This is a genomic window from Actinomadura pelletieri DSM 43383 (assembly GCF_003634705.1).
In the GTDB taxonomy this organism is placed as follows: domain Bacteria; phylum Actinomycetota; class Actinomycetes; order Streptosporangiales; family Streptosporangiaceae; genus Spirillospora; species Spirillospora pelletieri.
This window is the reverse complement of record NZ_RBWU01000004.1, coordinates 321,155-345,594: the sequence shown is the minus strand read 5'-3', so window position 1 is coordinate 345,594 and position 24,440 is coordinate 321,155. Positions and strand designations below refer to the sequence as shown.

Sequence of the window (24,440 nt, the reverse complement as noted above, 5' to 3'; positions counted from 1 at the left end):
CGATGAGCGACAACCTGAAGGCGCTCTCGGACGAGGGCGTGTCGATCTGGCTCGACGACATCAGCCGTGAACGGCTGCGGTCGGGCAACCTCGCGGAGCTGGTCAAGGACAGGCACGTCGTCGGCGTCACGTCCAACCCGACGATCTTCGCGAAGGCGTTGAGCAAGGGCGACGCCTACGACGACCAGGTCCGTGACCTCGCGGTGCTCGGGGTGGACGTCGAGGAGGCCTCCCGGGCGATCATCACCCGGGACATCCGGTGGGGCTGCGACGTTCTGCGCCCGGTGTACGACCGGACGGACGGGCTGGACGGCCGCGTGTCCATCGAGGTCGATCCGCGACTCGCCGGCGACACCCGCGCCACGGCCGCCGAGGCGAAGATGCTGTGGTGGCTGGTGGACCGGCCCAACCTGTTCATCAAGATCCCCGCGACGAAGGCGGGTCTGGCGGCGATCACCTCGACGCTGGCCGAGGGCATCAGCGTGAACGTGACGCTGATCTTCTCGCTGGAGCGCTACGGCGAGGTCATCGACGCGTTCTTCGCCGGGCTGGAGCAGGCTCGGGAGAACGGCCACGACCTGACAAAGATCACGTCGGTGGCGTCGTTCTTCGTCAGCCGGGTGGACACCGAGATCGACAAGCGGCTCGACAAGATCGGGTCGGACGAGGCGAAGGCGCTGCGCTCCAAGGCGGGCGTCGCCAACGCCCGGCTCGCGTACGCGCTGTACGAGGAGAAGTTCGGCACCGACCGGTGGCGGGCGCTGAAGGACGCGGGGGCCCGTCCCCAGCGTCCCCTGTGGGCCTCGACCGGTGTGAAGGACCCCGACCTCGACGACACCCTGTACGTGGTCGAGCTGGTCGCGCCGGGCACCGTCAACACGATGCCGGAGGCGACGCTGGACGCGGTGGCCGACCACGGTCAGGTCCGCGGCGACACCGTTCGCGGCTCCTACGACGACGCCCGCGCGCACATGGCGGCGTTGAAGGACGCCGGAGTCGACTACGACGACGTCGTGCGGGTGCTGGAGGAGGAGGGCGTGGAGAAGTTCGCGGCCTCGTGGAAGGAGCTGCTCGGCTCCATCTCCGGCGAGCTGGAGGACAAGAGGGCCGGCGCGTGACCTCGGTGGTGACCGCCGGGGGGGATCTCGGTCACCATCCGCGGCGCCGTCGTCGACGAGAGCGAGACGGTCCTGGACCGTCTCGTCTCCGACGGCGTGCCGGGCGCGCTGACGTCCGGCAACGCCAAGCTGTGGGGGCCCGACGCGGCCCCGCTCGCGGCCCGGCGGCTGGGCTGGCTGGACCTGCCGGAGACCTCGCGGTCGCTGGCGGACCGGCTGGCCGAGCCCGCGGCCGAGGCCCGTGACACCGGGCTCGACCGCGTGGTCCTGCTCGCCGCGGGCGGGTCCGCGCTCGCCTCGGACGCGATGTTCCGCACAATGGTCCGCACCGTGGGGACCGGTTCTGAGAACTCCGGGGGGCCGGAGCTGATCGTTCTCGACACCACCGATCCGCATGAGGTGTCGGGGGTCCTGGCCGGCGACCTGCACCGGACGCTGGTGGTCGTGGTGGGCGAGAGCGTCGAGGCGGAGTCGCTGCGCCGCGTGTTCGGGCGCGCGTTCTCCGCGGCGGGCCTCGGCCGCGCCGAGCTGGCCCGCCGGTTCGTCGTCGTGGCCGAGGAGGGGTCGGCGCTCGAACGTGCCGCGCTCGACGTGGGGCACAACCTCGTCCAGGCCGAGCCGGACGTCGACGACCGGTTCGGCGCGCTCGGCGCGCGGGGCCTCGTCGCCGCCGCGCTCGCCGGCGTCGACGTGGACGCCCTGCTGGACGAGGCGTCCCGGTTCGCGGAGGTGCTGCGGCAGCCGTACGACAACCCGGCCCTGGCGCTCGGCGCGGCACTCGGCTCGTCGGCGCTCGGCGACCGCGACAAGCTGGTCCTCGCCGACCACGGCTCCGGGCTCGCCGGTTTCACCAGGTGGGCGGAGCAGCTGGTCGGCGGCGCGACCGGCAAGAACGGCCGGGGGCTGCTGCCGGTCGTCGTGGAGGGCGTCGACGCGCCCGGATTCGACCTCACCGACGATCTGCGCCGGGTCATCCTCGGCCGCCGCCCGGACGAGCCGGGGCCGGGCCGCGAGGCGGGCGTGAGCGTCGCCGGGCCCCTCGGCGCGCAGTTCCTGCTGTGGGAGTACGCGACGGCGGTGGCGTGCCGGGTGCTCGGCGTGGACCCGTTCGACGAGCCGGACACCGGCGAGTCGCGGGAGAGCACGGCGGCGCTGCTGCGCTCGGAGGAGGGCGCCGCGCCCACGGTGGTGCGCGCCCCGCCGGAGCTGGTGTCGGGCGCGGTGGAGGTGCACGCCCCACGGGACACGCTACGCGGCGCGCGGACGCTCGCCGAGGCCCTCGAGGTGATCCTGGAGGACGTCCCGGACGGCGGGTACCTCGCGGTGACGGCGTACCTGGACCGGGTCGGGGACGCGGCGGCGGCCGGGCTGCGGCCACCCCTGGCGGCGCGGGTCGCGAAGCTTCGCCGGCGCCCGGTGCCCGTCACGTTCGGCTGGGGGCCGCGGTCCCTGCACACGGTCGGCCAGTACCACAAGGGCGGCCCGGCGAACGGAACGTTCCTGCAGGTCACCGGGGCGGTCACGGATGACGTCACCGTTCCGGGGCGGCCCTACAGCCTCGGGGAGCTGCAGCTCGCCCAGGCGTTCGGCGATCTGCGGGTGGTGCGGTCGCTCGGGCGTCCCGCCGTCCGCCTCCACCTGCGCGACCGCGCGGAGGGCGTCGCCCAGCTCATCGAGACGCTGGGCTGACCGGACGCCCGCCGACCGGCGCACTGACCGGCGCGCTGACCAGGGCGCTGACCAGGGCACTGTCATCTGTTGACATCACACCGCAACAAAGATCGTGGGAGAAGGTCGCGAATGCCCATTCTCTCCTGAAACGATGGGAGGCAGGAGGGAACGGTGTCGGGATTCGACGTACTGACGCGCGGCGACGTGCTGGACTCGGCGTTGCAGGCGCGGGACTACCTCGTGAGCTGTGGCGTGCCGGGCGCGCTGGCCGCGAAGGACCCAAGGCTGTGGGGGGCGCGCGCGGTCGACCACAGCCGTCTCGGCTGGCTCGACCTGCCGTTCGCGTCCCGGGGCCTGCTCAAGCAGGTGAACGGGCTGGTCGAGGAGGCGCGGCACGCGGGGCTCGACCACATCGTGCTGATCGGCGTCGGCGCGGAGAGCCTCGCCGCGCAGGCGATCGTGGAGGCGCACACCCCCACGGTGGCGGCCGCGCGCCGCGCCGACGAGCGGTTCGGGCGCGGCGGTCCGGGCGGGCTGACCGTCCTGGACGGCAGCGACACGGCCCCGCTCGCGTTCGCGATGGAGCGGCTCGACCGGACGCTGGTCGTGCTCGCCAGCAAGGCGGGCGTGTCGCTGGAGGGCGACGCCTACCGGCGGATCTTCACGGCGGCGTTCCGGGAGCTGGGCCTGTCCGAGCGGGAGATCGCGAACCGGTTCCTCGTCATCACCGACCACGGGAGTCCGCTGCACGACTACGCCCGCCAGCGCGGCTACCGGATCGGGCTGACCGACCCGTACCTGCCGGGCCACTACGGAGCCCTGTCGGCGTACGGGCTGGTCCCGGCCGTCCTCGCGGGCGCCGACACCGACCGGCTGCTGGAGGAGGCGGCGACGCTGATGCCGTCGCTGGCCAAGGACGAGGACAACCCGGGTCTGCTGCTCGGCGCGGTCCTCGGCGGCTGCGCGCAGCAGGGTCCCGGCGGCCTGACCCGCGACAAGGTGGTGCTGCGCGAGCCCGGCGGGCCCGGCGCGCTCGGCGCCTGGATCTCCCAGCTCCTCGCCGTCGGCACCGGCAAGCGCGGCAAGGGCGTCGTGACGTTCGAGCCGCCCGGCGGCAAGGGCCCGTTCCCCGACGTGCACGGCGTGTCGATCAACCCCCGGGCGGCGGCCGACGACGACGAGTCCGACACCTCCGTGTGGGCGCCGCTCGGCGCGCAGTTCGTGTTGTGGGAGTACGCGACGGCGGTCGCCGGGTGGCTGCTCGGCGTGAACCCGTTCGAGGCGGGCAGCACGGTCGTCCAGGAGTCCGAAGACGACGCGGCGGCGCTGCTGCGGGCGGCGGGCCGTGGTCCGTTGACCGCGGAACGACCGGTGTACGTCGAGGACGACATCGAGGTCCACGCCGACTTCCCGTGGCCGCCGGGCGCCGAGTTGCGGACCGTTCTCGGCGGGCTGGTCGCGTCGGTGCCGTCCGACGGGTACCTGTCGGTCATGACGTACCTGTCGGGCGACTTCTCCGGCCGGTACCTCGCGCCGTCGCTCGCCCGCGCGTCGGGACGTCCCGTCGCCTACGGGCCGGGACCCGCCTACCCGCACGCGACTGGACCGGTGCACAAGGACGGGCCGGGCAACGGCGCGTTCCTCATCATCACCGGCGACCCGGCGCCCGGTGACGTGCTCGCCTCGCAGCCCGTCCCCGGCCGCCCCTACAGCCTGGCGAAGCTGCAGATCGCGCGGGCGCTCGGTGAGCTGCGGGCGCTGCGCGAACGGCGCTTCCCGGTGATCCGGCTGCACCTGCGCGACCCGGCGGACGGCGTGGGCAGGCTGACCGAGGCCGTCCGGGACGTGGCGGGGGCGCGCAGACCGTGACCCTCGACGCCGTCGTCTCGGGGGAGACGGCCATCACCGCCCGGGGGCCGTTGCAGGCGGCCACCGAACGGGTACGGCTGCATCTGCGGGACCGCCGGGCGGGGGCCGCCCGGCCGCTCGAACCCGCCCGAGGAGGGGGACGAGCGCGCAGGGCCCTCCCGGGGACGGGGCAATCCGAGCGAACGCTAACGAAGGGGACCACGTGACCGACCCATTGACCGGCGCATCGACCGTCCCGGCCAATCCGCTCCGCGACCCTCGGGACAAGCGCCTGCCGCGTGTGGCCGGGCCGTGCGTGCTCGTCCTGTTCGGCGTCACCGGTGACCTGTCGCGCAAGAAGCTGCTTCCGGCGATCTACGACCTGGCGAACCGGGGGCTGCTGCCGCCGGGGTTCTCCCTCGTCGGGTTCGCCCGCCGTGACTGGGAGCACGAGGACTTCCGCCAGATCGCCTACGAGTCGGTCAAGGCGCACGCCCGGACCCCGTTCCGCGAGGACGTGTGGACGCACCTGTCGGAGGGCATGCACTTCGTCCCCGGCACCTTCGACGACCCGGGCGCGTTCGACGCGCTGTCGATGGCCGTGAAGGAGCTGGACGGCAGCCGCGGCACGGGCGGCAACTACGCCTTCTACCTGTCGATCCCGCCGAAGTTCTTCCCGGAGGTCGTGGAGCAGCTGCGGCGCAGCGGCCTCGCCGACCACAAGGACCGGGCGTGGCGGCGGGTCGTCATCGAGAAGCCGTTCGGCCGTGACCTGAAGACCGCGCAGGAGCTGAACGACACCGTCCACCGTGTCTTCCCCGAGGAGTCGATCTTCCGGATCGACCACTACCTCGGCAAGGAGACCGTGCAGAACATCCTGGCGCTGCGGTTCGCCAACACGATGTTCGAGCCGATCTGGAACCGTTCGTTCGTCGACCATGTGCAGATCACGATGGCCGAGGACATCGGCATCGGCGGCCGGGCCGGGTACTACGACGGCATCGGCGCGGCCCGCGACGTCATCCAGAACCATCTCCTGCAGCTGCTGGCGCTGACGGCGATGGAGGAGCCGACCTCGTTCAGCGCGGAGGCCGTCCGCGCCGAGAAGGCCAAGATCCTCTCGTCGGTGCGGGTGCCCGGCGACCTGACCGCGTCGACGGCACGGGGCCAGTACGCGGCGGGCTGGCAGGGCGGCGTGAACGTCCGCGGCTACCTGGAGGAGGACGGGATCCCCGCCGACTCCTGCACCGAGACCTACGCCGCGGTGAAACTGGAGATCGAGAACCGCCGGTGGGCGGGCGTCCCGTTCTACCTGCGCACCGGCAAGCGGCTCAGCCGCCGGGTGACGGAGGTGGCGATGGTGTTCCAGCAGGCGCCGCACCTGCCGTTCTCCGAGACCGACACCGAGGAGCTCGGGCAGAACGCCCTGGTCATGCGGGTGCAGCCGGACGAGGGCATCACGGTCAGGTTCGGGTCGAAGGTGCCGGGCACCTCGATGGAGATCCGGGACGTCAACATGGACTTCGCCTACGGCGAGTCGTTCACCGAGACCTCGCCGGAGGCCTACGAGCGACTGCTGCTGGACGTGCTGATCGGCGATCCGCCGCTGTTCCCGCGCCAGGAGGAGGTCGAGCTGTCCTGGAAGATCCTCGACCCGATCGAGGAGTTCTGGGCGGGCCGGGGCGGCCTCGACCAGTACAAGTCCGGCGGCTACGGGCCCGACAGCGCCGACGAGCTGATGGCGCGCGACGGGCGCACGTGGCGGCGGCTCTAGAGGAACGGGGGCTCGCATGAACATCGACCTGACCGGCACCACCACCCGGCAGATCCAGGACGCGCTGACGCAGTCGCGGCATCTGATGGGCGGTCCCGCCGTCGGCATGGTCCTCACGCTGATCATCGTGACGGACGAGTCGGCGCAGTACGACGCGGTGCGCGCGGCGACCGAGGCGGCGCGCGAGCATCCGTGCCGGGTGCTCACCGTGATCTCCCGCGATCCGCGCGGCAACTCCTCGCGGCTGGACGCCGAGATCCGCATGGGCGAGACCGGGCCCGGTGAGACGGTGCTGCTGCGCATGTACGGGCCGCTCGCCGAGCACGCCGACTCGGTGGTGGTGCCGCTGCTGATGCCCGACACGCCGGTGGTGACATGGTGGCCGGGCGGCAAGGTGCCCAAGAGCCCGGCGGACGACCCGCTCGGGCGGCTGGCGCAGCGCCGGGTCACCGACTCCTACGCGGCCCGTGACCGGCTCGGGACCCTCGCGCAGCTCGCCGGGGCGTACCGGCCCGGCGACACCGACTTCACCTGGACGCGGCTGACGAACTGGCGGTCGCTGCTGGCCGCCGCGCTCGACCAGGAGCACGACGAGATCGTGGGCGGGGAGGTGACGGCGGAGCCGGACAGCCCGAGCGCGGAGCTGCTGGCGGCGTGGTTGTCGATCCGGCTCGGCGTCCCGGTGGAGCGGACGGTGTCGGAGGGCCCCGGCGTGACCGGTGTGCGGCTGCGGACGACCGGCGGCGACATCATGGTGCACCGTCCCGACGGGCGGGTCGCGACGCTGTGCCGTCCGGGGCAGCCCGACCGGCAGGTGTCGCTGATGCGCCGCCCGATGGCGGAGCTGCTGGCGGAGGAGCTGCGCCGCCTCGACCCCGACGAGGTGTACCGCGACGCGGCGGCCCGGTTCGCCAAGGACCTCGCGGGCGGAACGGCGGACGAGAGTCCCGCGGACGGGGCGGCGGGGTCGTGACCGACCCGACGGTGCTGCTGCACCGCGACCAGGAGGTGCTCGCCGCGGCTGCGGCGGCGCGGCTGGTGACGCGGATCGTGGACGCGCAGTCGGCGCGCGGCTCGGCGTCGGTCGTGCTGACCGGCGGCGGCGTCGGCACGGCCGTGCTCGCCGCCCTCGCGGCGACCGACGCCCGCGACGCGGTCGACTGGGGCCGCCTCGACGTGTGGTGGGGCGACGAACGTTTCCTGCCCACGGGCGATCCGGAGCGCAACGAGACCGGCGCCCGCGCGGCGCTGCTCGACCACGTCCCGGTCGATCCGGCGCGGGTGCGTCCGATGCCCGCGACGGACGGCCCGGACGGCGACGACCCGGACGCCGCCGCCGAACGGTACGCCGCGCGACTGCGGGCCGCGTCGGATTCCGAGGGCCCGGTGCCGACGTTCGACGTGCTGATGCTCGGCGTCGGCCCCGACGCGCACGTGGCGTCCCTGTTCCCGGGGACGCCCGCGTTGGACGACGAACGTCCGGTGGTGGCGGTGCGGAACTCCCCGAAGCCGCCGCCGACCCGGATCTCGCTGACGTTCCCGTCGCTGTGCGCGGCCCGCGAGGTGTGGCTGCTGGCGTCCGGGGAGTCGAAGGCGGAGGCGGTCCGGCTCGGGTTGTCGGGCGCGGATCCCTCCGTGGCACCGGTCGCCGGGGCGCGCGGCCGGGAACGCACCCTGTTCCTGCTGGACAGGGCCACCGCCGCGTCCTGACACCTCCCCGAGCGCTCCCCGGGTGCGGTGGCACGGCTCCCGGAACGGGCCCCGAACTTACGCATGCCTTACGCAAATCCGCGCATACCTTGACAGGTGTACGCGTTCGAGCGTGAGGAGATCGCTGATGCTCAAGGGTCGGCCCGCGGCCGCGGGCGCGCTGGTCGCCGGTGCGGTGCTGCTCGTCGCGGGCTGTTCGTCCGGCGGCGACGGAGGCGGGGGCGGTGGCAGCGGGGGTGATGACAAGAACGCGGTGAAGCTGGCCATCACCCCGGCGAACGGAGCCCAGCAGATCGCGCCCGACCAACCGGTCACCGTCAAGGCCGAGGGCGGCAGGCTCACGGGCGTGACCCTCACCTACGGTCAGCAGCGCACCCCGGCCTCGGGGACGCTCGCGGCGGACGGCACGTCGTGGCGGTCATCGTGGACGCTGCGTCCGTCCACCACCTACACGGTGACCGCGAAGGGTTCCGGCGACGGCGGTGACCCGGTCACCGCGACGTCCACGTTCACGACGCTGACACCGGCGAAGAAGCTGGAGAGCGGCATGTCGCCGCTCGACGGGGAGACCGTGGGCGTCGGCATGCCGGTGCAACTGCTGCTCTCCAAGCCGGTGCCGACGAAGGAGGGCAAGGTCGCGGTCGAGAAGGCCCTGGAGGTCCGGACGTCCAAGCCGGTCGAGGGCGCCTGGTCGTGGATCAGTGACAAGGAGGTCGACTTCCGGCCCCGCGAGTACTGGCCGACCGGGCAGAAGGTGAAGGTCATCGCGCACCTGGCGGGTGTGAAGGCCGGTGAAGGCCTGTACGGGACGAAGGACCGGAGCGTCGCCTTCACCGTCGGCCCGAAGCACATCACCACCATCGACGCCAAGAAGCACCGCGCCACCGTCACCGACGGCGGCGAGACCGTGCGGACGATGCGGGTCAGCCTCGGCAAACCCGGACATGAGAGCTACAGCGGCACGATGATCGCGCAGGAGAAGGCGGCGAAGATCATCATGGACTCCGCGACCACCGGCAACCCCGGCGAGTACCGGATCCCGACGAAGTGGAACGTCCGCCTCACCTACAGCGGGACGTTCGTGCACTCGGCGCCGTGGTCGACCAACTCCCAGGGCGAGGACAACGTCAGCCACGGCTGTGTGAACGCCTCCCCCGCGGACGCCAAGTGGTTCTACGACTTCACCAACCGCGGCGACATCGTCAACGTGACCGGCACGTCCCGGAAACTCCGGTTCGGGAACGGCCCCACGCCGTGGGCGAAGTCCTGGCAGGACTGGCTGGCGGGCAGCGCCGTCGGCAAGCCGATCACGAGCGCTCCCCTGTCGTGACCCGACGCCCGCCGTCCCCACGATCACTGGCACACTGGGCTCATGCAGAAGCTCTCGCTGGACGCACAGGTTCGCGACCATCTGAAGCGCGCCGCCGCGGGTTCCACCGGGCGTAGCGCCGACACCGTCTACGGCGGGCACGAGCGCGTCCTGCGGCAGACGCTGATCGCGCTGACGGCGGGCACGACGCTGGCCGAGCACGAGAACCCCGGCGAGGCGACGATCGTGGTCCTGCGCGGGCGGGTGCGGCTGGTGAGCGGCGAGAACTCCTGGGACGGGATCTCCGGTGACCTGCTGATCGTCCCGGACGCGCGGCACAGCCTGGAGGCGCTGGAGGACTCGGCCGTCCTGCTCACCGTCGCCAAGGTCGGCTGATACCAAAGTCGACGGGGCACCGACCTGCGGCCACTGCCGCACCGGGGCGCGGCGGTTAGCGTGGTGGGGTGAATCCCCGCAGGTCCGCGCGCGAGTGGGCGCGCGATGTCGCCGTCACGACCGCCGCCCTGTTGATCGGGCTCGTGGTGCTGGAAGGCGCCCGCGAGTCCTATCCGGGGACCCCGCCCCTGTTCTTCAATGTTCAGCAGATCGTGCTGGGGTCGTTCGGTCTCCTGACGCTGCTGCTCCTGCGCCGCCGGTGGCCGGTCGGGGTGGCGCTGTTCCTGACGGTCCTGGGGTTCACCAACTCCCTCTCCTGGGGCGCGACGGCGATGAGCGTGTTCAACGTCGCGGTCCACCGGCCCTGGCGGCCCGCGGTCGGCACGGCCCTGCTGAACACGGCGATCGTCGTGGTGGTGTTCCAGGTCACGGACGCCCACCTGAGCACGCGGGAACGCTGGGAGTCGACCGTCGTGTTCGGCCTCGGCTACACGGTGACGCTCGCCGTGGGGATGCTCGTCCGGTCGCGGCGGCAGCTCATCGAGTCGTTGAAGGAGCGAGCCCGTGCCGCCGAGACCGAGCAGTTGCTGCGGATCGAGGAGGCCCGGCTGCTGGAACGGGAGCGGCTCGCCCGGGAGATGCACGACGTCCTCGCGCACCGGATCTCACTGCTTGCCGTGCACGCCGGGGCGCTGGAGTTCCGCCCGGATACCCCCGCCCAGCAGCGGGAGGCCGCCGGGGTCATCCGGCAGTGCGCCTTCGAGGCGATGGAGGACCTGCGGGAGGTCATCGGCGTGCTGCGACACGACGCGCCGGGCGCCGAACCGGAGCGACCGCAGCCGACGCTCGCGGACGTGCCGGGCCTCGTCTCGGAGTCCCGGCGCGCCGGGGGCCGTGTGACGTTGGACGAGAACGTCCCCGAGCCGGACCGCGTCCCGTCCCGCGTGGGACGGCACGCGTACCGGATCATCCAGGAGGGGCTGACCAACGCCCGCAAGCACGCGCCGGGCGCCGCCGTCCAGGTGACCCTCGACGCCGGAAGGGACCTGAAGATCGAGGTCGTCAACGCCGTCCCGCCCGGCCCGCCCGAACTCGCGATGCCCGGGGCGGGCGCCGGGCTCGTCGGCCTCGCCGAACGGGTCGCGCTGCTCGGCGGGACACTGGAGCACGGCCGCACCGGCGACGGCCGGTTCCGCCTGCACGCCCGGCTGCCCCTGTAGATCATCTGCCGCCCCGGTCGAGCATGGCGGCGGGGTCGTCGGGGAAGATGGCACGCATGGCTGCGAACTCCGCCGACCGGCCCGTCCTCGAAGAACTCGACCACGACGAGTGCCTGCGGCTCATCGCCGACGGCACCGTCGGACGCGTCGCGTTCGACGACGGCGAGGGGCCCACGGTCGTCCCCGTGAACTACTCCCTCGACGGCGACGCGGTGGTCTTCCGCACCTCGGTGTCGGGCCGTCTGAACCGGAGCCTGTTGACCGCCGTGACCGGCGGGGAGGTCCGGATGGCCTTCCAGGTCGACCGTTTCGACGAGGCGAGCCACGAGGGATGGAGCGTTCTGCTGCGCGGCGGCGCGCACCCCCTGTCGGAGGAGGAGATCACGCAGGTCACGGCGGTCGAGCCCTGGCCGGGTGGGGAGCGTGACGCCTGGTTCCGGCTGGCGCCGGCGGAGGTGAGCGGGCGGCGGGTGCGCAGGCCGTAAAGTGTCCGGATGGACTCCCCCATCCGCGTCCTGATCGTGGACGACGACGCGCTCGTCCGCACCGGCCTGACGATGATGCTGTCGAATGCGCCCGACCTCGACGTGGTGGGAGGCGTCGCGGACGGCGCCGAGGTCGTCGCGGCCGTCAACCAGCACCGGCCCGACGTCGTCCTGATGGACATCCGGATGCCCCGCGTCGACGGGCTCGCGGCGACGGAGCTGCTGCGCTCCCGCCGCGAACCCCCCGAGATCATCATTCTGACGACGTTCGACACCGACGACCACATCATGCGGGCGATGCGGGCGGGCGCGAGCGGCTTCCTGCTGAAGCACACCCCGCCGCCGGAGATCGTCCAGGCGATCCGGCAGATCGCCGCGGGCGAGCCGATGATGTCGCCCGCCGTGCTGCGCAAGCTGATGTCCTATGTCGCCGACTCCGGGGCCGACCCCCGCCAGGCCCGCGCCCGTGAGCTGCTCGGCCGCCTCAGCGACGGTGAACGGGCGGTGGCGGCGCTCGTCGGACGCGGCCGGACCAACAGCGAGATCGGCGCGGAGCTGTCCCTCAGCGTCGCGACCGTGAAGGCGTACGTGTCACGGCTCCTGACGAAACTCGAACTCAACAACCGCGTCCAGATCGCCCTCCTCGTCCACGACGCCGCCCTCGACGATTAGGCCTTCCCGCGCGGCGGTAGCGGCACGTTCGGGAGCAGCAGCGCCGTCGTGAGACCGACCGCGAGGAGCGGGAGTCCGGCTAGGAACAGGTCGGAGAAGGCGGCGGCGAACGCCTCGGCGACACCGTCGCGCACCGGGCCGGGGAGGGTGTCCAGCACGGCGGGGCGGACGGCGTCGGTGAAGTCGGGGACCTGACCGTCCGGGACGCGGCGTCCGACCTCCTCGGCGAACCGGCTGGACACGATGGCGCCGAACACGGCCATGCCCGCGGCGGTGCCGAGCATCCTCGTGGCGAAGACCCCGGAGCTCGCGGCACCGAGGTCGCGGCGGGGCGCGGCGTTCTGCGCGATGAGCACGACGACCTGCTGGGACAGCCCGGCGCCGAAGCCGAGCACCGCCATGAAGCAGCCGGCCGTGACCAGGCCGGTGTCGGCGTCCATGGTCGCGAGCAGCGCGACACCGAGCCCGCTGAGGGCCATGCTCGCGGCGGGCAGCCGGTGGTAGCGGCCGGTCCGGGCGATGTACCGTCCGGCGCCCATGGAAGCGGCGAGGAGACCGGTCATCATCGGCAGGAGCAGGAGACCCGACTCCGTGGCGCCCACTCCCCCGACGACCTGGAAGAACATCGGCAAATACGTCGCGAGCCCGAACCCGGTGGCGCCGCCCACGGCGGCGACGACGCAGGCCACGGCGAACGACCGGTCGCGGAACAGCCGGGGCGGCACGACCGGTTCGGCCGCCGTCCGCTCGACGAGGACCCACAGGGTGAACAGCGCCGCCGCGCCCGCCGCCAACCCGATGACCACCGGCGAGTGCCACGGGTGGCGCGTCCCGGCCCAGCTGGTGACCAGGGTGAAGCAGGTGACGGCGGCGCCGAGCAGCACGATGCCCGGGTAGTCGACGCGCGGCCTGCCTTCGGGCTTCGGGAGCCGCAGGAACAGCAAGACCGCGGCGGTGGCGACTAGGCCGAGCGGCAGGTTGACATAGAACGCCCACCGCCAGGACGCGTGGTCGGCGAGCAGGCCGCCGATCAGTGGCCCGGCGATGCCGGACACCGCGAAGATCAGCGCCGAGTACCCCTGGTACTTCGCGCGCTCCCTCGGCTCGAACAGGTCTCCGGACAGCGCGAACATCGAGCTGAGCAGGCAGCCCGCCGCCGCTCCCTGGACGACCCGGAACGCGATCAGCCAGGTCATCGATGACGCCGCCCCGCACGCCGCCGACGCGGTCATGAACCCGAGGAGCCCCACCAGCAGGATCGGGCGGCGGCCGAACAGGTCGCCGAGCCGTCCCGACAGGGGCACGGTGACGGTGGTGGCGAGCACGTACCCGGTCGACACCCAGGCCAGCCGGTCGAGTCCGCCCAGGTCACCGACGATGGCGGGTAGCGCGGTGCCGAGCACCGTCGCGTCAAGCGAGGACATCAGTCCGGCGAGCAGGAGCCCGCCGAACACCAGCAGCCGGTCCCGATGGCTCATCGATGTCGCGGTCACGAACACTCCATTCTCGTGCGTTTAGCAACTATATGCTTAACGCACGATAATGCGTTGCGCAACCTAGCTAGACTGATCGCCATGAGCGAGGAGGCACTGGACGCGGTCGAACGGAGCATGGTCAAACTGCGGCGGGGCATGGCGCGGCAGCGGCTCGGCAGGGCGGCGATCCGCGAGCACAACCTCCCCGTGGACGTCCAGGTCCTGCATGTCGTGGACGTCATCGACGAGGGCCCGGACGACCCCGGGCAGGAGATGAGCGTCGGCCTGGTCGCCGCCCGGCTCGGCGTGGACGCCTCCCGCGGCAGCCGCATCGTGGCAGAGGCCGTCAAGTCCGGATATGTCCGTCGTGTCGCGTCGCAGGAGGACGGTCGGCGCATCCATCTGGAACTGACCGACGCCGGTCGCACCGTCGTCGAGGCCACCCGCCGCACCCGCCAGAAGCATTTCGCCGAGGCCATGAGCGGCTGGACGGACGAGGAACGCGCCGAGTTCGCCCGCCTTCTCGCCCGCTTCGTCCACACCTACGACGACTGACACCCCGCGTATGGACGAGACCGAGCTTCTGACCAAGGCCCGCGACGGCGACCCTGCGGCGTTCGACGCCCTCGCCGCCCGCCACAAGGGCGAGTTGAAGGCGCACTGCTACCGCATGCTCGGCTCCGTCCAGGACGCGGAGGACGCCCTCCAGGAATCGCTGCTCGCCGCCTGGCGCGGCCTGCCCGGGTTCCAGGGCCGCAGTTCCCTCCGCACCTGGCTGTACCGGGTCACCACCAACGCCTGCCTCCGGTTCGCGTCCCGGCGCCCGAAACGCATCCTCTCCCCCGACCACGGGCCGCCACGCGACGACGTCCACGACCTCGGCGAACCGGTCCCCGACCCGGTCTTCCTGGAGCCCTGGCCCGACGACCCGGACCCGGCCGCCGCGTTCGCCCGCCGCGAGAACGTCGAACTGGCGTTCGTGGCCGCGTTGCAGCACCTGCCCGCCGCCCAGCGCGCGGTGCTGATCCTGCGGGAGGTGCTGGAGTTCTCCGCCGCTGAGACGGCCTCGTTCCTGGACCTCACGCCCACCGCCGTGAACAGCGCCCTGCAACGGGCGCGCAAGGCCGTCCAGGAGCGGATGGCGCCGACCACCCAGCAGGCCGAACTGTCCGCCCTCGGCGCGGACGGTCGACGCGAGCTGATCGACGCCTTCGTCACCGCCTGGGAACGCGCCGACGTGGACGCCCTCGTCTCGCTGCTCGCCGACGACGTCCGGTTCACGATGCCGCCGCTGCCCGCCTGGTTCGACGGCCGCGACGACGTCACCCGCTTCCTCGCCGAACGGGTCTTCGAGACGCCGTGGCGGCTCGTTCCCGTCGCGGCCAACGGGCAGCCCGCCTTCGCGTGCTACCAGGCCGCCCCCGACGGCCGTTTCCGGATCGGCGCCATCAACGTCCTCAGTGTCCGGGACGGCCGGATCACCGAACTCTCCACCTTCCTCGACCCGAACCTGCACCCGCTCTTCGGACTGGCGGAAGAACTTTCGTCCTGACCGATGAATCCGCGCTTCCCCGTGTCTCTCCCCCTGTGAAAGCACAGTTCCGAGGGAGAACACCATGCCAAAGCTGATCGTCGTCAACATCATCTCGCTGGACGGCTTCTACGAGGGTCCGGGCAAGGACGTCATGGCCCTGCCCTTCCACGAGGCGTTCGACGAGTACAACGCCGCACGCCTCCGGGCAGCCGACACCCTCCTGCTCGGTCGCGACACCTATGAGGGCTTCAAGACCTACTGGCCGCCCGTCGCCGACGACCCGTCCGCCCCCGCCGTCGAACGCGAGATCTCCCGGCTCAACAACGCCATCGACAAGGTCGTCATCTCCGACACCCTCATCCCTGAACAGACGGCGCCCTGGCACAACACAGAGATCGTCGAACGCGCCGCCGCACACACCCGCATCACCGAGCTGAAGAAGACCCCCGGCAAGGGGATCGTGATGTTCGGCAGCCGCACACTGTGGCACGACCTGCTGTCCGCGGGCCTGGTCGACGAACTCCACATCATGATCGGCCCGTCCCTCCTGGGTGGCGGGACCCCGCTGTTCAGCGGCCCGTCGCCCGTCCGGCTCCGACTCCTGGACTCAGAGCCGCTGCCCGGCCGCCACCTCGTCCTCGCCCGCTACACCCCGGCCTGACCCCGGCACCAGCCAGGCGACGGCGACCGCGGCGAAGACCGCGAACCCGAGCGTGTAACCGGACTCGTCCGGCAGCGCACCCGACGTGGGCGTCCGCGCAGGACGGCCGCGACCTGGGCGCCGACCGCCCCGGCCACCGTCCGGACGAGATCGTGTTGATCCCGCTGGCGACGCCGGTCTGGTGCACCGGGGCGCATGCTCGTCCACGCCATCGACCGCGCCGCGCGGACCGACCGACGATCAACCAAGCCGAGCCTGTAGCAGGCAGAACTCGTTGCCCTCGGGGTCGGCGAGGACGACCCAGCTCTCTTTCCCGGTCTGCCCGACGTCGGCGTGCCGCGCGCCCGCCGCCAGGAGGCGTTCCAACTCGGCGTCCTGATCCCGATCCGTCGCATTGACGTCGATATGCAGCGGGAGCTTGCCCGTCTTGACGTCCTCGCTGCGACTCAGAAGCAACGTCGGCTGCAGACCGCCGGAACCCTCCGGCGGACCGATCTCCACATCGCCGTCGTCCCGGTCCAGCACCACGTACCCGAGCACCTCACACCAGAACTCGGCCAGCGCCTCCGGGTCACGACAGTCGAGCACAAGCGCACTGATCCGACACGCCATGTCCGCCACCCCCGCTTCATGATCGGCCTACGCCGCGCACCCTAACACCGCCCCCGACCATGGAGAGGGTCACGTCCCGTCCCCGGCTCGGACAAGACCGCCGACGCCCTCCGCGCACACAGTCCTTCGACGAACCCGGCAGCTGGCGTTTCGACTGGGATTGGGCCCACACCCACCTACGCGACCTTCGGGGAAAGGGTGACCAGGACAAGGCCCCGGATCAGGGCTCTCGGCATTGATTCCATGGTCAGGGACGCTATTGCGGTGGGGCTTTCGCGCCGATACAGCCGGCCGCGGGTTCTTTGCTACAGCCCGCTGTAGTGTCCGGCGGCGGCGGTCGGTCGACAATGGTGCTCCGGATCGAGGTCATGGGGGTGTGGATGGGCAGCCGCGCGCTCGCCGGCTCGTCATACCTGCTGGGGACGCTGGCCACCGCCGTCGCCACGATGGTGGCGCTGCCGGTGATGCTCGTCCCGGCGGCGGTCCAGGGCTGGGCGGGATGGCATCGGCGACGGGCCGGGAAGCTGCTCGGCGTTCCGGCGGCCGGGTGGTCGGGCGGGCGACGGGCCGTTCTTTGGACGCCCGCGCACGTCGCCGTCGGGCTCTCGTTCGGGCTGGTCGCGCTGCTGTGTCTGGGCAACATCGTGGTCGCGGCGGTGACATTGCCGCTCTGGTGGGCGTTTCCCCCCGACGAGCGGCCCACCTTGTTCGTCGAGATGCGTGTGGGCGATTGGGCGACCGCGCTGGTCGGGGGCGTCGTCCAGATCGCCGCGCTCGGCGCGGCGGCCTGGTGGGCGCTTCCGGTGTTGGCGCGGCTCCACGCGCGGATGTGCCTGGCGGTGCTCGTGCCGTCCGCCCGCGAACGCCTGACCGAACGGGTGGACGTGCTGACCAGGAGCCGGGTCGGCATGGTCGACGCCCATGGCACGGAACTCCAGCGGATCGAACGCGATCTGCACGACGGCACGCAGGCGCGCCTGGTGTCCATCGCCATGCAGCTCGGCATCGCCCGCGAGACGCTCGGCGACGACCCGGACGCCGTCGCGGCGCTGATCGAGCGGGCGCACGACACGGCGGAGGAGGCGATGGCCGAGCTCCGCACGGTGCTTCAGACGATCTACCCGCCGATCCTCGCCGACCGCGGGCTCGACGGGGCGCTGACGGCGCTGGCCGCCGGGTCGGGCGTGCCGGTCCGCGTCGGGCTCGGCGAGCTGGGCACGCTCCCGGCGGGTGTGGAGGCGGTGGCCTACTACGTGATCGCCGAAGCGCTGACGAACGTGTCCAAGCACGCCGACGCCACGCACGCGGCCGTCCGGGTCGCCCGCGCGGACGGCGAGCTGTCCATCGAGGTCACCGACGATGGGCGGGGCGGCGCCGACGAGGCGCGTGGCACCGGAATCATCGGGATACGGCGGCGGGTCGCCGCGCTGGACGGCATCGTCCGGCTCGACAGCCCACCGGGCGGGCCCACCATGCTCACCGTCCGGATACCGTGCGCACAGTGATCGTTCGGGAGGTGTCGTGCGGGTCGTGATCGCCGAGGACAACGTGCTGCTGTCCAGCGGTCTTGAGCTGCTGCTGGCGTCGAAGGGCTGCGAGGTCGCGGCGGTCGTCGGCGACGGCGAGGCGTTCCTCGACGCCGTCGCCGGGCACCGGCCCGACATCGCCATCGTGGACGTGCGGCTGCCGCCGACGTTCCGCGACGAGGGCATCCACGCCGCGCTGCGGGCCCGCCGCGAGCATGGCGCGTTGCCGATCCTGGTGCTGTCGCAGTACGTCGAACGCGACTACGCCGGGGAACTCCTGTCGGACGGCCGCGGCGGCATCGGCTACCTGCTCAAGGACCGCATCGGCCGGGTCGCCGAGTTCGTCGACGCCCTGCGCCGTGTCGCCGCCGGCGGCACCGCGATGGACCCCGAGGTGGTCGCCCAACTCCTCGCGCGCCGCTCCGGGGACCCCCTGGACAGCCTCACACCGCGCGAGCGGGAGTCGCTCGCGCTCATGGCGCAGGGCCACGACAACGCCACCATCGCCGAGCGGATGCGGATCTCGGACAACGCCGTCCACAAGCACATCGGCAACATCTTCGCCAAGCTCGGCCTGGCCCCGGACGATTCCGGCCACCGGCGCGTGCGGGCCGTGCTCGCCTACCTGGACGGCACGTCCTGAGGCCGGCGGCGCTTGGGTCCGAGTCATCACAAGGCGCGGCAGAGGATGTCCAGGGCGGTCGGGTAGGCGGAGCCGACCGGGGTGCTGTAGCCGAGGACGAAGCCCTGGGGGCGGTCGGACGGGTTCTGCCAGTGGCTGTGGAGGGGCATCAGGGCCAGGTCGAGTTCTGTGGCGCGGGCCATGATCTCGGGCTCGGTGGGGCCGTTGTCGGGGAGGAGGACGAGGGCGTGCAGTCCGGCGGCGATGCCTTGTACGTGGACGTGGGGGGCGCGGTCGTGCAGCGTTTCCCGTAGGAGGTCGCGGCGGCGGCGGTAACGGAGGCGGGACGCGCGGACGTGGCGGTCGTAGGCGTGGGTGTCGAGGAGGTCGGCGAGGACGAGTTGGCCGAGCGACTGGGTGTGCGCGTCGGCGAGGCGTTTGGCCTCCGTGACGGGTTCGACCAGGTGGGCGGGCAGGACCAGCCAGGCGAGGCGCAGTGCCGGGGCGAGGGTCTTGGACGCGGTTCCGGCGTAGACGACGTGGGCGGGGGCCATGCCCTGGAGGGCGCCGACCGGGTGGCGGTCGTAGCGGAACTCGCCGTCGTAGTCGTCCTCGACGATCGTCGCGCCGGTGGCGCGGGCCCAGGAGGTGAAGGCGTGGCGGCGGTCGGGGTGGAGGGTCGCGCCGTACGGGTACTGGTGCGCCGGGGTGAGGACGGCCGCGCCCGCCGGGCCGGGCTCGGGGCGGGCGCCGAGGTCGTCCACGGGCAGTGGGACGACCTCCAGACCGCGATGGCGGACGATCTTTCGGTGGAACGGGTGGCCCGGTTCCTCCATCGCGATCGTGGTCGTTCCGGTGTCGCAGAGGACTTCGGCGAGCAGGCCGAGGGACTGCGCGTATCCGGAGGTGACGACGATCCGGGCCGGGTCGGCGTGGACGCCGCGGGCCCGTCCGAGGTAGGCGGCCAGCGCCTCGCGCAGTTCGGGGCGGCCGCGCGGGTCGCCGAGCGCGTACGCCTCGGGCGGTGCGGCGTTCAGGACGCGGCGGGTCGAGCGCAGCCAGGCACGGGCGGGGAAAGCGCCGAGGTCGGGGCTTCCCGGCAGGAGGTCGTGGACGGGTTCGGCCGCTCGCCGCGCGCCGGCCGCGTTGGTGGGTGTGGGGGTGATCTCCGCGACCCTAGTGGCGGAGCCGGGGACGGTCGTCAGGTAGCCCTCGGCCGTCAACTGGTCGTAGGCGGCGGTGACCGTGCCGCGGGAAAGGTGGAGCTGGGCGGCGAGGACGCGGGTCGACGGGACGGGGTCGCCGGGGGCGAGCCGCCCGGTCCGGATCGCGGCGCGGAGGGCGCGTTCGAGGCCCGCCCGGCGGCCACCGGACGTGTCGAGGTCGAGATGCAGATCGATTCCCGAACCGGACCAACTTTTCGGCATGAGATTGGATCTTAACCATGGTCCGGTGGCCGCCTAAATTTCCCGACATGCTTGTTCTCGCCCAGCTCAGCGACACACATCTGGACGGCGGTGAGCGCCGCCGCGAACGGGCGGCGTGGGTCATGGAGCGGGTGAACGCCGTGCCGCTCGACGCCGTTCTCGTCACGGGTGACATCGCCGACCATGGCACGCCCGCCGAGTACCGGCAGGCCCGGGAGGTGCTGCGGTCCCCGCATCCGGTACTGACGTGCCCCGGCAACCATGACGCGCGGGGGCCGTACCGGGAGGTGCTTCTGGACGAGCCGCCGGGTGGCGGGCCGATCAACCAGGTGCACAAGGTTGCGGGCGCGGTGTTCGTGATGTGCGACTCCACGGTTCGCGGAGAGGATCACGGGTTTCTCGACGACGAGACGATCGACTGGCTCGATCGGTGCCTGTCCCAGGAACCCGAGGCTCCGGCGTTCGTCTGTTTCCACCATCCGCCGGTGCCGGTGGGCATCCCGTACGTGGATCGGATCAGGCAGTTCGGCGAGGAACGGCTGGCCGCGGTCGTCGCGCGGCATCCGCAGGTCGTGGCCCTGCTGTGCGGGCACGCGCACACGGCGGCGGTCACGACGTTCGCGGGACGGCCGCTGCTCGTCGCGCCGGGAGTGGCGTCCACGCTGAAGCTGCCCGGTGAGGCGGGCGGCATCGCCTCCAACGACGCTCCCCCGGGTGTGGCGTTCCACGTCCTGGACGACGCGGGGCGCCTGACCACCCATTACCGCACCGTCTAGACGTGCTCCATGAGGAAGATCGCGGAGGTGCCGGGGGTGAGGGCCTCGAACACGTGGGAGGCGTCGCCGGGATAGGTGATGTAGTCGCCGGGGGCGAGTTCGATCGGGCCGTCCGACGGGCCCACGAGCGCGCGGCCGGTGCTGAGGACGGCGTGTTCCACCGTGCCCGGCGGGTGCGGGTCGGAGACGCGGCGGGCGCCGGGCTGGGCGGTGACGCGGTAGAGGTCGCGACGGGCGTTGGGCGGGCAGGACGCGAGCAGCGTGGTCGTGTAGTCGGCCTGGTCGGAGTGGGCGGCGGGGCCCTCGCCCGCGCGGATCACGCGGACGGGCGCCCGGGGCGGGTCGACGAGACGGCTGAACGGGACGTCCAGGGCCGTGCCGAGCGCCCACAGCGTCTCGACGCTCGGGTTTCCGGTGCCCGCCTCCAGTTGGGACAGCGTCGACTTGGCGAGACCGGCGCGGCGGGCCAGCTCCGTCTGTGACATCCCGGCGCGCTCGCGTTCCCGACGGAGAGACGCGGCGATCACCGCGATCAGATCGGCGTTTCCCATCGTTCGCTCCAGACTGCCATGTGTTCGGTTTGACGAACCATGCACGTTGTGTTCATGTTAATGGACGATTGTTCGGCACACCGAACGGGAACTGGAGCATGCAGCATCTCGGCATCCTCGCCCACAGCATGGAAGGCGCCGCGCTGTGCCTGCGCGCCTTCTGCCAGGAAGGGTTCCGCGAGCTGGGCCCCGACGACCACCCGGACGTGACGCTCGACCTCACCGCGATGGCCCGGAGCATGCCCGCGTGGGACGCCGGAGATCACGACCCGATCCGGGCGACGTTCGCCGAGAACGTCCGGCGGCTCGCGGCGGCGGGCGCCGACTTCTTCGTCTGCCCGGACAACACCGCGCACCTGGCGCTCGAACGGCCCGGCGACGACCTGTCGCTGCCCGGCCTGCACATCGCCCGGATCGTCGCCGACCAGGCAGCCCGGGACGGCCGCGCCCGCGTCGGCGTCCTCGGCACCCGGTACACCATGGCCGGCCCGGTCTACCCCCGCGAACTCGCCGCGCGCGGCATCGAGGCCCGGGTCCCGGACGCCGACGACCGGGAGACCGTCAACCGGATCATCTTCGCCGAGCTGGTCAACGGCGTCTTCACCGAGGAGTCGCGGCGCGTGTACGTCCGCGTCATCGAGCGGCTCGCCGAACGCGGCTGCGACGCCGTGGCGCTCGTCTGCACCGAGATCCCGCTGCTGGTGACGCCCGACGCGTCGCCGCTGCCGACGCTCGACTCCACCCGCCTGCTCGCCCGCGCCGCCTTCGACGTGGCCGTCGGCCGCCGCCCCTTCCCCACCTGGCGCGGCGGGCCCGTCGACGCTTCGGCGGACGACGAAACGACCCCGTCCTAGATTCGGGACGCCCGCCCGTTTCGATCCCGACCGGCGGGAACGTCCCCACCTGGTCGCCGGAGTTCGTTCGCGGCGGCCCGTCCCGGAACGGAGGTCGACCCGTGCGGTTCCACGATCTGCATCACGGTGACCGGCCGCTGTTGCTGCCGAACGCGTGGGACTTCGCGAGCGGCGCGGCGCTGGTCAAGGCCGGTTTCCCCGCGATCGGGACGACGAGCCTCGGTGTCGCCGCCGCGGCCGGGAAGATCGACGCGGCGGGCGGCACCCGCGACGAGACCATCGCGCTCGCCAGTGTCCTCGCCCGCCTGCCCGTGCCGGTCACCGTCGACGTCGAGGGCGGCTTCTCCGACCGGATCGGGGACGTCGCCGAACTCGTCACCGAACTCGCCTCGTTCGGCATCGTCGGGATCAACCTGGAGGACGGCCGCGCCGACGGGACCCTCGCGCCGCTCGACCACCAGACCACCCTCATCGCGGCGGTGAAGCGGGCCGCGCCGCAGGTGTTCCTCAACGCCCGTACCGACACGTTCTGGCTCGGCGACCCGGACCGGGACGAGACGCTGCGGCGGGCCCGCGCGTTCGCGGAGGCGGGCGCGGACGGGGTGTTCGTGCCCGGCATCGTCGACGACGCCGACATCCGCGCCGTCCTCGACATCGCGGGCGTGCCGCTGAACGTGCTGTACATCCCGGGCAAGACCGAGTACGAGCGGATGGCGCGCCTCGGCGTCCACCGCGTCAGCACCGGGTCGCTGCTGTTCCGCGAGGCGTTGCGCGCCACGGTCGCGGCGGCGCTCGACGTGACCGGACAGGACGACACCGAACGCCGCACACCCTCGTACGGGGACGTCCAGGACCTCGTCCGGCGCTAGGGAACGGCGTCCACGAAGCGGCGCGAGCCGACCCAGCGGGAACGTTCGGCCGCGTAGTAGGCGGCGCCGTCGGGCCCGGCGGGACCGTCCGGGCGGCGACGCATCCCGAGCTGCAGGGCGATCTCCGCCGACGCCGGGTTCGCCATGTCGATCTCGGCGGTGACCCGGTGCACCCCGACCACCCCGAACGCGTAGTCGAGGACCGCGCGGGACGCCTCGGCGGCGAGCCCCTGCCCCCACCGGTCCGGTTCCAGGCTGTAGAGGATCTCCACGTCCACGCCGTGGCCGAGGGGCCCGTCGTGGTGGCTGAGCCCCGCCACACCGATCAGCGGGTCGCCGGGCGCCGCCGCGTCCGGACCCGGAACGCCGTCGATCCCACCGGACCAGCGGGCCGGCCGCAGCGCCCACAGCCCGTAGCCCTCGGTGGCGAAGTCCCGCTCGCTGGCGTCGATGATCTCCGCGACCTGGACGGCGGAGATCAACCGGTCGTCGAACAGATGACGCCGGACGAGCGGGCCCGTCCAGTGCGTCAACAACGCGGCGTGGTCGGCCATCGACACCGGATGCAGTTCGAGCCGCACCGTCCGCAGGACCTCACTCATCTCCGTCCTCCCCAGCGGGCCAGGCGGGCGCGGGCTCGCCGTCCGGGACACCGACCCGGAACACGCGCAGGTGCAACGCCAGCGCCCGGTAGTAGCCGACGAGCGTGACCAGTTCCACGACGGCGGGACGGCCGAGCGTCGTCGCCGCCTCCGTGAACACCGCGTCGCCGAGGTCGCCCTCGGCGACGAGCTGCCGGACCGCCTCGTACACGACGCGTTCCCGGACGTCGGCGAGCATCGGCGCGCGGCCCTCCCGGAGCGCGGCCATCTCGTCGTCCGCGAGCCCGACCCGGCGTCCGATCAGCTCGTGCGTGTGCCATTCGTAGTCGGAACGCAGATGCGCGGCGACGACCAGCGTCGCGATCTCCCGTTCGCGTCGGGTGAACGCGGTGCGGAACCGCAGCGCGGCGCCGAGATCCTGCAACGGCAACCCGACCGAGGGGCTGTACAGCATGGCGTTGAACGGGCCGAGCAGACGCCCGAACCTGTCGGCGATCGCGACGGGCGGGACCCGGCCCTGCGCGCGCGGGCCACCGGTCACCGCCTCGTAGACGGTGCGCTGGTCGTCGCTGAGGGTACCGGGGAGCAGCAGCGGGAGCCGGGTCGCTGACGGACCGGGCGGAGGTCGGTCATTGACATGCTCACCGCTCACGGGGTCGATCACTTACCGCACGCTAGGCGGTCCGACCGGACGGCTCAAGCCCCCGCCGGAATGTGAAACCCCGGGC

The 24,440-nt window shown here is 72.4% G+C and carries 25 protein-coding genes; 19 read left to right on the top strand and 6 right to left on the bottom strand.

The genetic code is table 11. The features are described from left to right. Positions 1-2: 2 nt before the first annotated feature. The 11 genes from tal to BZB76_RS19465 all read left to right on the top strand — a co-directional run bounded on the left by tal (position 3) and on the right by BZB76_RS19465 (position 12,203). Positions 3-1,118: a transaldolase gene (tal, locus tag BZB76_RS19515; RefSeq protein ID WP_121435832.1), complete on the top strand. Its 1,116-nt coding sequence runs from the start codon at positions 3-5 to the stop codon at positions 1,116-1,118. Positions 1,119-1,214: 96 nt separating this feature from the next. Then, entirely contained in the window at positions 1,215-2,807 is a 1,593-nt protein-coding gene (locus tag BZB76_RS19510; protein ID WP_337959761.1) for a glucose-6-phosphate isomerase, read from the top strand. 153 nt (positions 2,808-2,960) lie between these two features. Next, entirely contained in the window at positions 2,961-4,658 is a 1,698-nt protein-coding gene (locus tag BZB76_RS19505; protein ID WP_121435830.1) for a phosphoheptose isomerase, read from the top strand. 202 nt (positions 4,659-4,860) lie between these two features. After that, positions 4,861-6,411, top strand: coding sequence for a glucose-6-phosphate dehydrogenase (gene zwf / locus BZB76_RS19500; RefSeq protein ID WP_420534796.1), 1,551 nt, complete (start codon positions 4,861-4,863; stop codon positions 6,409-6,411). Between the two features lie 16 nt (positions 6,412-6,427). Further along, positions 6,428-7,384 (top strand): glucose-6-phosphate dehydrogenase assembly protein OpcA, encoded by a 957-nt coding sequence (locus tag BZB76_RS19495; protein ID WP_121435829.1) that lies wholly within the window; start codon positions 6,428-6,430, stop codon positions 7,382-7,384. After that, positions 7,381-8,121 (top strand): 6-phosphogluconolactonase, encoded by a 741-nt coding sequence (pgl, locus tag BZB76_RS19490; RefSeq protein ID WP_121435828.1) that lies wholly within the window; start codon positions 7,381-7,383, stop codon positions 8,119-8,121. The genes BZB76_RS19495 and pgl overlap by 4 nt, the downstream gene beginning before the upstream one ends. 127 nt (positions 8,122-8,248) lie before the next feature. Beyond that, on the top strand, positions 8,249-9,451 hold the full coding sequence (locus BZB76_RS19485) for a L,D-transpeptidase (RefSeq protein ID WP_121435827.1): 1,203 nt from the start codon (positions 8,249-8,251) through the stop codon (positions 9,449-9,451). 42 nt (positions 9,452-9,493) lie between these two features. Continuing rightward, entirely contained in the window at positions 9,494-9,826 is a 333-nt protein-coding gene (locus tag BZB76_RS19480; RefSeq protein WP_121435826.1) for a cupin domain-containing protein, read from the top strand. A gap of 68 nt (positions 9,827-9,894) precedes the next feature. Beyond that, a complete protein-coding gene (locus BZB76_RS19475) occupies positions 9,895-11,046 on the top strand; it encodes a sensor histidine kinase (RefSeq protein ID WP_121435825.1) in 1,152 nt (383 codons plus the stop codon). A 56-nt stretch (positions 11,047-11,102) separates the two neighbouring features. Then, entirely contained in the window at positions 11,103-11,531 is a 429-nt protein-coding gene (locus tag BZB76_RS19470; RefSeq protein WP_121435824.1) for a pyridoxamine 5'-phosphate oxidase family protein, read from the top strand. Positions 11,532-11,540: 9 nt separating this feature from the next. After that, on the top strand, positions 11,541-12,203 hold the full coding sequence (locus BZB76_RS19465; protein ID WP_121435823.1) for a response regulator transcription factor: 663 nt from the start codon (positions 11,541-11,543) through the stop codon (positions 12,201-12,203). Here BZB76_RS19465 and BZB76_RS19460 read toward each other — a convergent pair. After that, complete coding sequence (locus BZB76_RS19460) at positions 12,200-13,696, bottom strand: MDR family MFS transporter (protein ID WP_147449474.1); 1,497 nt, start codon at positions 13,694-13,696, stop codon at positions 12,200-12,202. The genes BZB76_RS19465 and BZB76_RS19460 overlap by 4 nt on opposite strands. An 81-nt stretch (positions 13,697-13,777) precedes the next feature. Between BZB76_RS19460 and BZB76_RS19455 the strand changes: the two genes are divergently transcribed. The 3 genes from BZB76_RS19455 (at position 13,778) to BZB76_RS19445 (ending at position 15,873) form a co-directional block, all read left to right on the top strand. Then, entirely contained in the window at positions 13,778-14,233 is a 456-nt protein-coding gene (locus BZB76_RS19455; RefSeq protein WP_121435821.1) for a MarR family winged helix-turn-helix transcriptional regulator, read from the top strand. 10 nt (positions 14,234-14,243) lie between these two features. Then, positions 14,244-15,230 (top strand): sigma-70 family RNA polymerase sigma factor, encoded by a 987-nt coding sequence (locus BZB76_RS19450; protein ID WP_121435820.1) that lies wholly within the window; start codon positions 14,244-14,246, stop codon positions 15,228-15,230. 64 nt (positions 15,231-15,294) lie between these two features. Continuing rightward, entirely contained in the window at positions 15,295-15,873 is a 579-nt protein-coding gene (locus BZB76_RS19445; RefSeq protein WP_121435819.1) for a dihydrofolate reductase family protein, read from the top strand. A 240-nt stretch (positions 15,874-16,113) separates the two neighbouring features. On the opposite strand, the gene BZB76_RS19440 is transcribed toward BZB76_RS19445, so the two are convergent. Further along, positions 16,114-16,485 carry a VOC family protein gene (locus BZB76_RS19440; protein ID WP_121436214.1) on the bottom strand — a complete coding sequence of 124 codons (372 nt, stop codon included), beginning with the start codon at positions 16,483-16,485 and terminating at the stop codon, positions 16,114-16,116. A gap of 347 nt (positions 16,486-16,832) precedes the next feature. On the opposite strand from BZB76_RS19440, the gene BZB76_RS19435 reads away from it, so the two are divergent. Then, positions 16,833-17,990, top strand: a complete 1,158-nt coding sequence (locus BZB76_RS19435) for a sensor histidine kinase (protein ID WP_246007052.1) — start codon at positions 16,833-16,835, stop codon at positions 17,988-17,990. Positions 17,991-18,006: 16 nt separating this feature from the next. After that, positions 18,007-18,654, top strand: a complete 648-nt coding sequence (locus BZB76_RS19430) for a response regulator transcription factor (RefSeq protein WP_121435818.1) — start codon at positions 18,007-18,009, stop codon at positions 18,652-18,654. 26 nt (positions 18,655-18,680) lie between these two features. Here BZB76_RS19430 and pdxR read toward each other — a convergent pair whose 3' ends face one another. Next, the gene (pdxR, locus tag BZB76_RS19425; RefSeq protein WP_121435817.1) at positions 18,681-20,060 is read right to left on the bottom strand and encodes a MocR-like pyridoxine biosynthesis transcription factor PdxR; all 1,380 of its coding nucleotides are present in this window, start codon (positions 20,058-20,060) and stop codon (positions 18,681-18,683) included. 47 nt (positions 20,061-20,107) lie between these two features. On the opposite strand from pdxR, the gene BZB76_RS19420 reads away from it, so the two are divergent. Continuing rightward, positions 20,108-20,836, top strand: a complete 729-nt coding sequence (locus BZB76_RS19420; protein WP_121435816.1) for a phosphodiesterase — start codon at positions 20,108-20,110, stop codon at positions 20,834-20,836. On the opposite strand, the gene BZB76_RS19415 is transcribed toward BZB76_RS19420, so the two are convergent. Next, the gene (locus tag BZB76_RS19415; RefSeq protein WP_121435815.1) at positions 20,833-21,387 is read right to left on the bottom strand and encodes a helix-turn-helix domain-containing protein; all 555 of its coding nucleotides are present in this window, start codon (positions 21,385-21,387) and stop codon (positions 20,833-20,835) included. The genes BZB76_RS19420 and BZB76_RS19415 overlap by 4 nt on opposite strands. 98 nt (positions 21,388-21,485) lie before the next feature. On the opposite strand from BZB76_RS19415, the gene BZB76_RS19410 reads away from it, so the two are divergent. Both BZB76_RS19410 and BZB76_RS19405 read left to right on the top strand, forming a co-directional pair. Beyond that, on the top strand, positions 21,486-22,241 hold the full coding sequence (locus BZB76_RS19410) for an aspartate/glutamate racemase family protein (RefSeq protein WP_121436212.1): 756 nt from the start codon (positions 21,486-21,488) through the stop codon (positions 22,239-22,241). A gap of 101 nt (positions 22,242-22,342) precedes the next feature. Then, positions 22,343-23,110, top strand: coding sequence for an isocitrate lyase/PEP mutase family protein (locus BZB76_RS19405; protein WP_121435814.1), 768 nt, complete (start codon positions 22,343-22,345; stop codon positions 23,108-23,110). On the opposite strand, the gene BZB76_RS19400 is transcribed toward BZB76_RS19405, so the two are convergent. Together BZB76_RS19400 and BZB76_RS19395 are read right to left on the bottom strand one after the other, a co-directional pair. Then, a complete protein-coding gene (locus BZB76_RS19400) occupies positions 23,107-23,712 on the bottom strand; it encodes a GNAT family N-acetyltransferase (protein WP_121435813.1) in 606 nt (201 codons plus the stop codon). The two genes, BZB76_RS19405 and BZB76_RS19400, sit on opposite strands and share 4 nt — an antisense overlap. Next, positions 23,705-24,376, bottom strand: coding sequence for a carboxymuconolactone decarboxylase family protein (locus BZB76_RS19395; RefSeq protein ID WP_121435812.1), 672 nt, complete (start codon positions 24,374-24,376; stop codon positions 23,705-23,707). Before BZB76_RS19395 ends, BZB76_RS19400 begins: the two co-directional genes overlap by 8 nt. Positions 24,377-24,440: the final 64 nt, after the last annotated feature.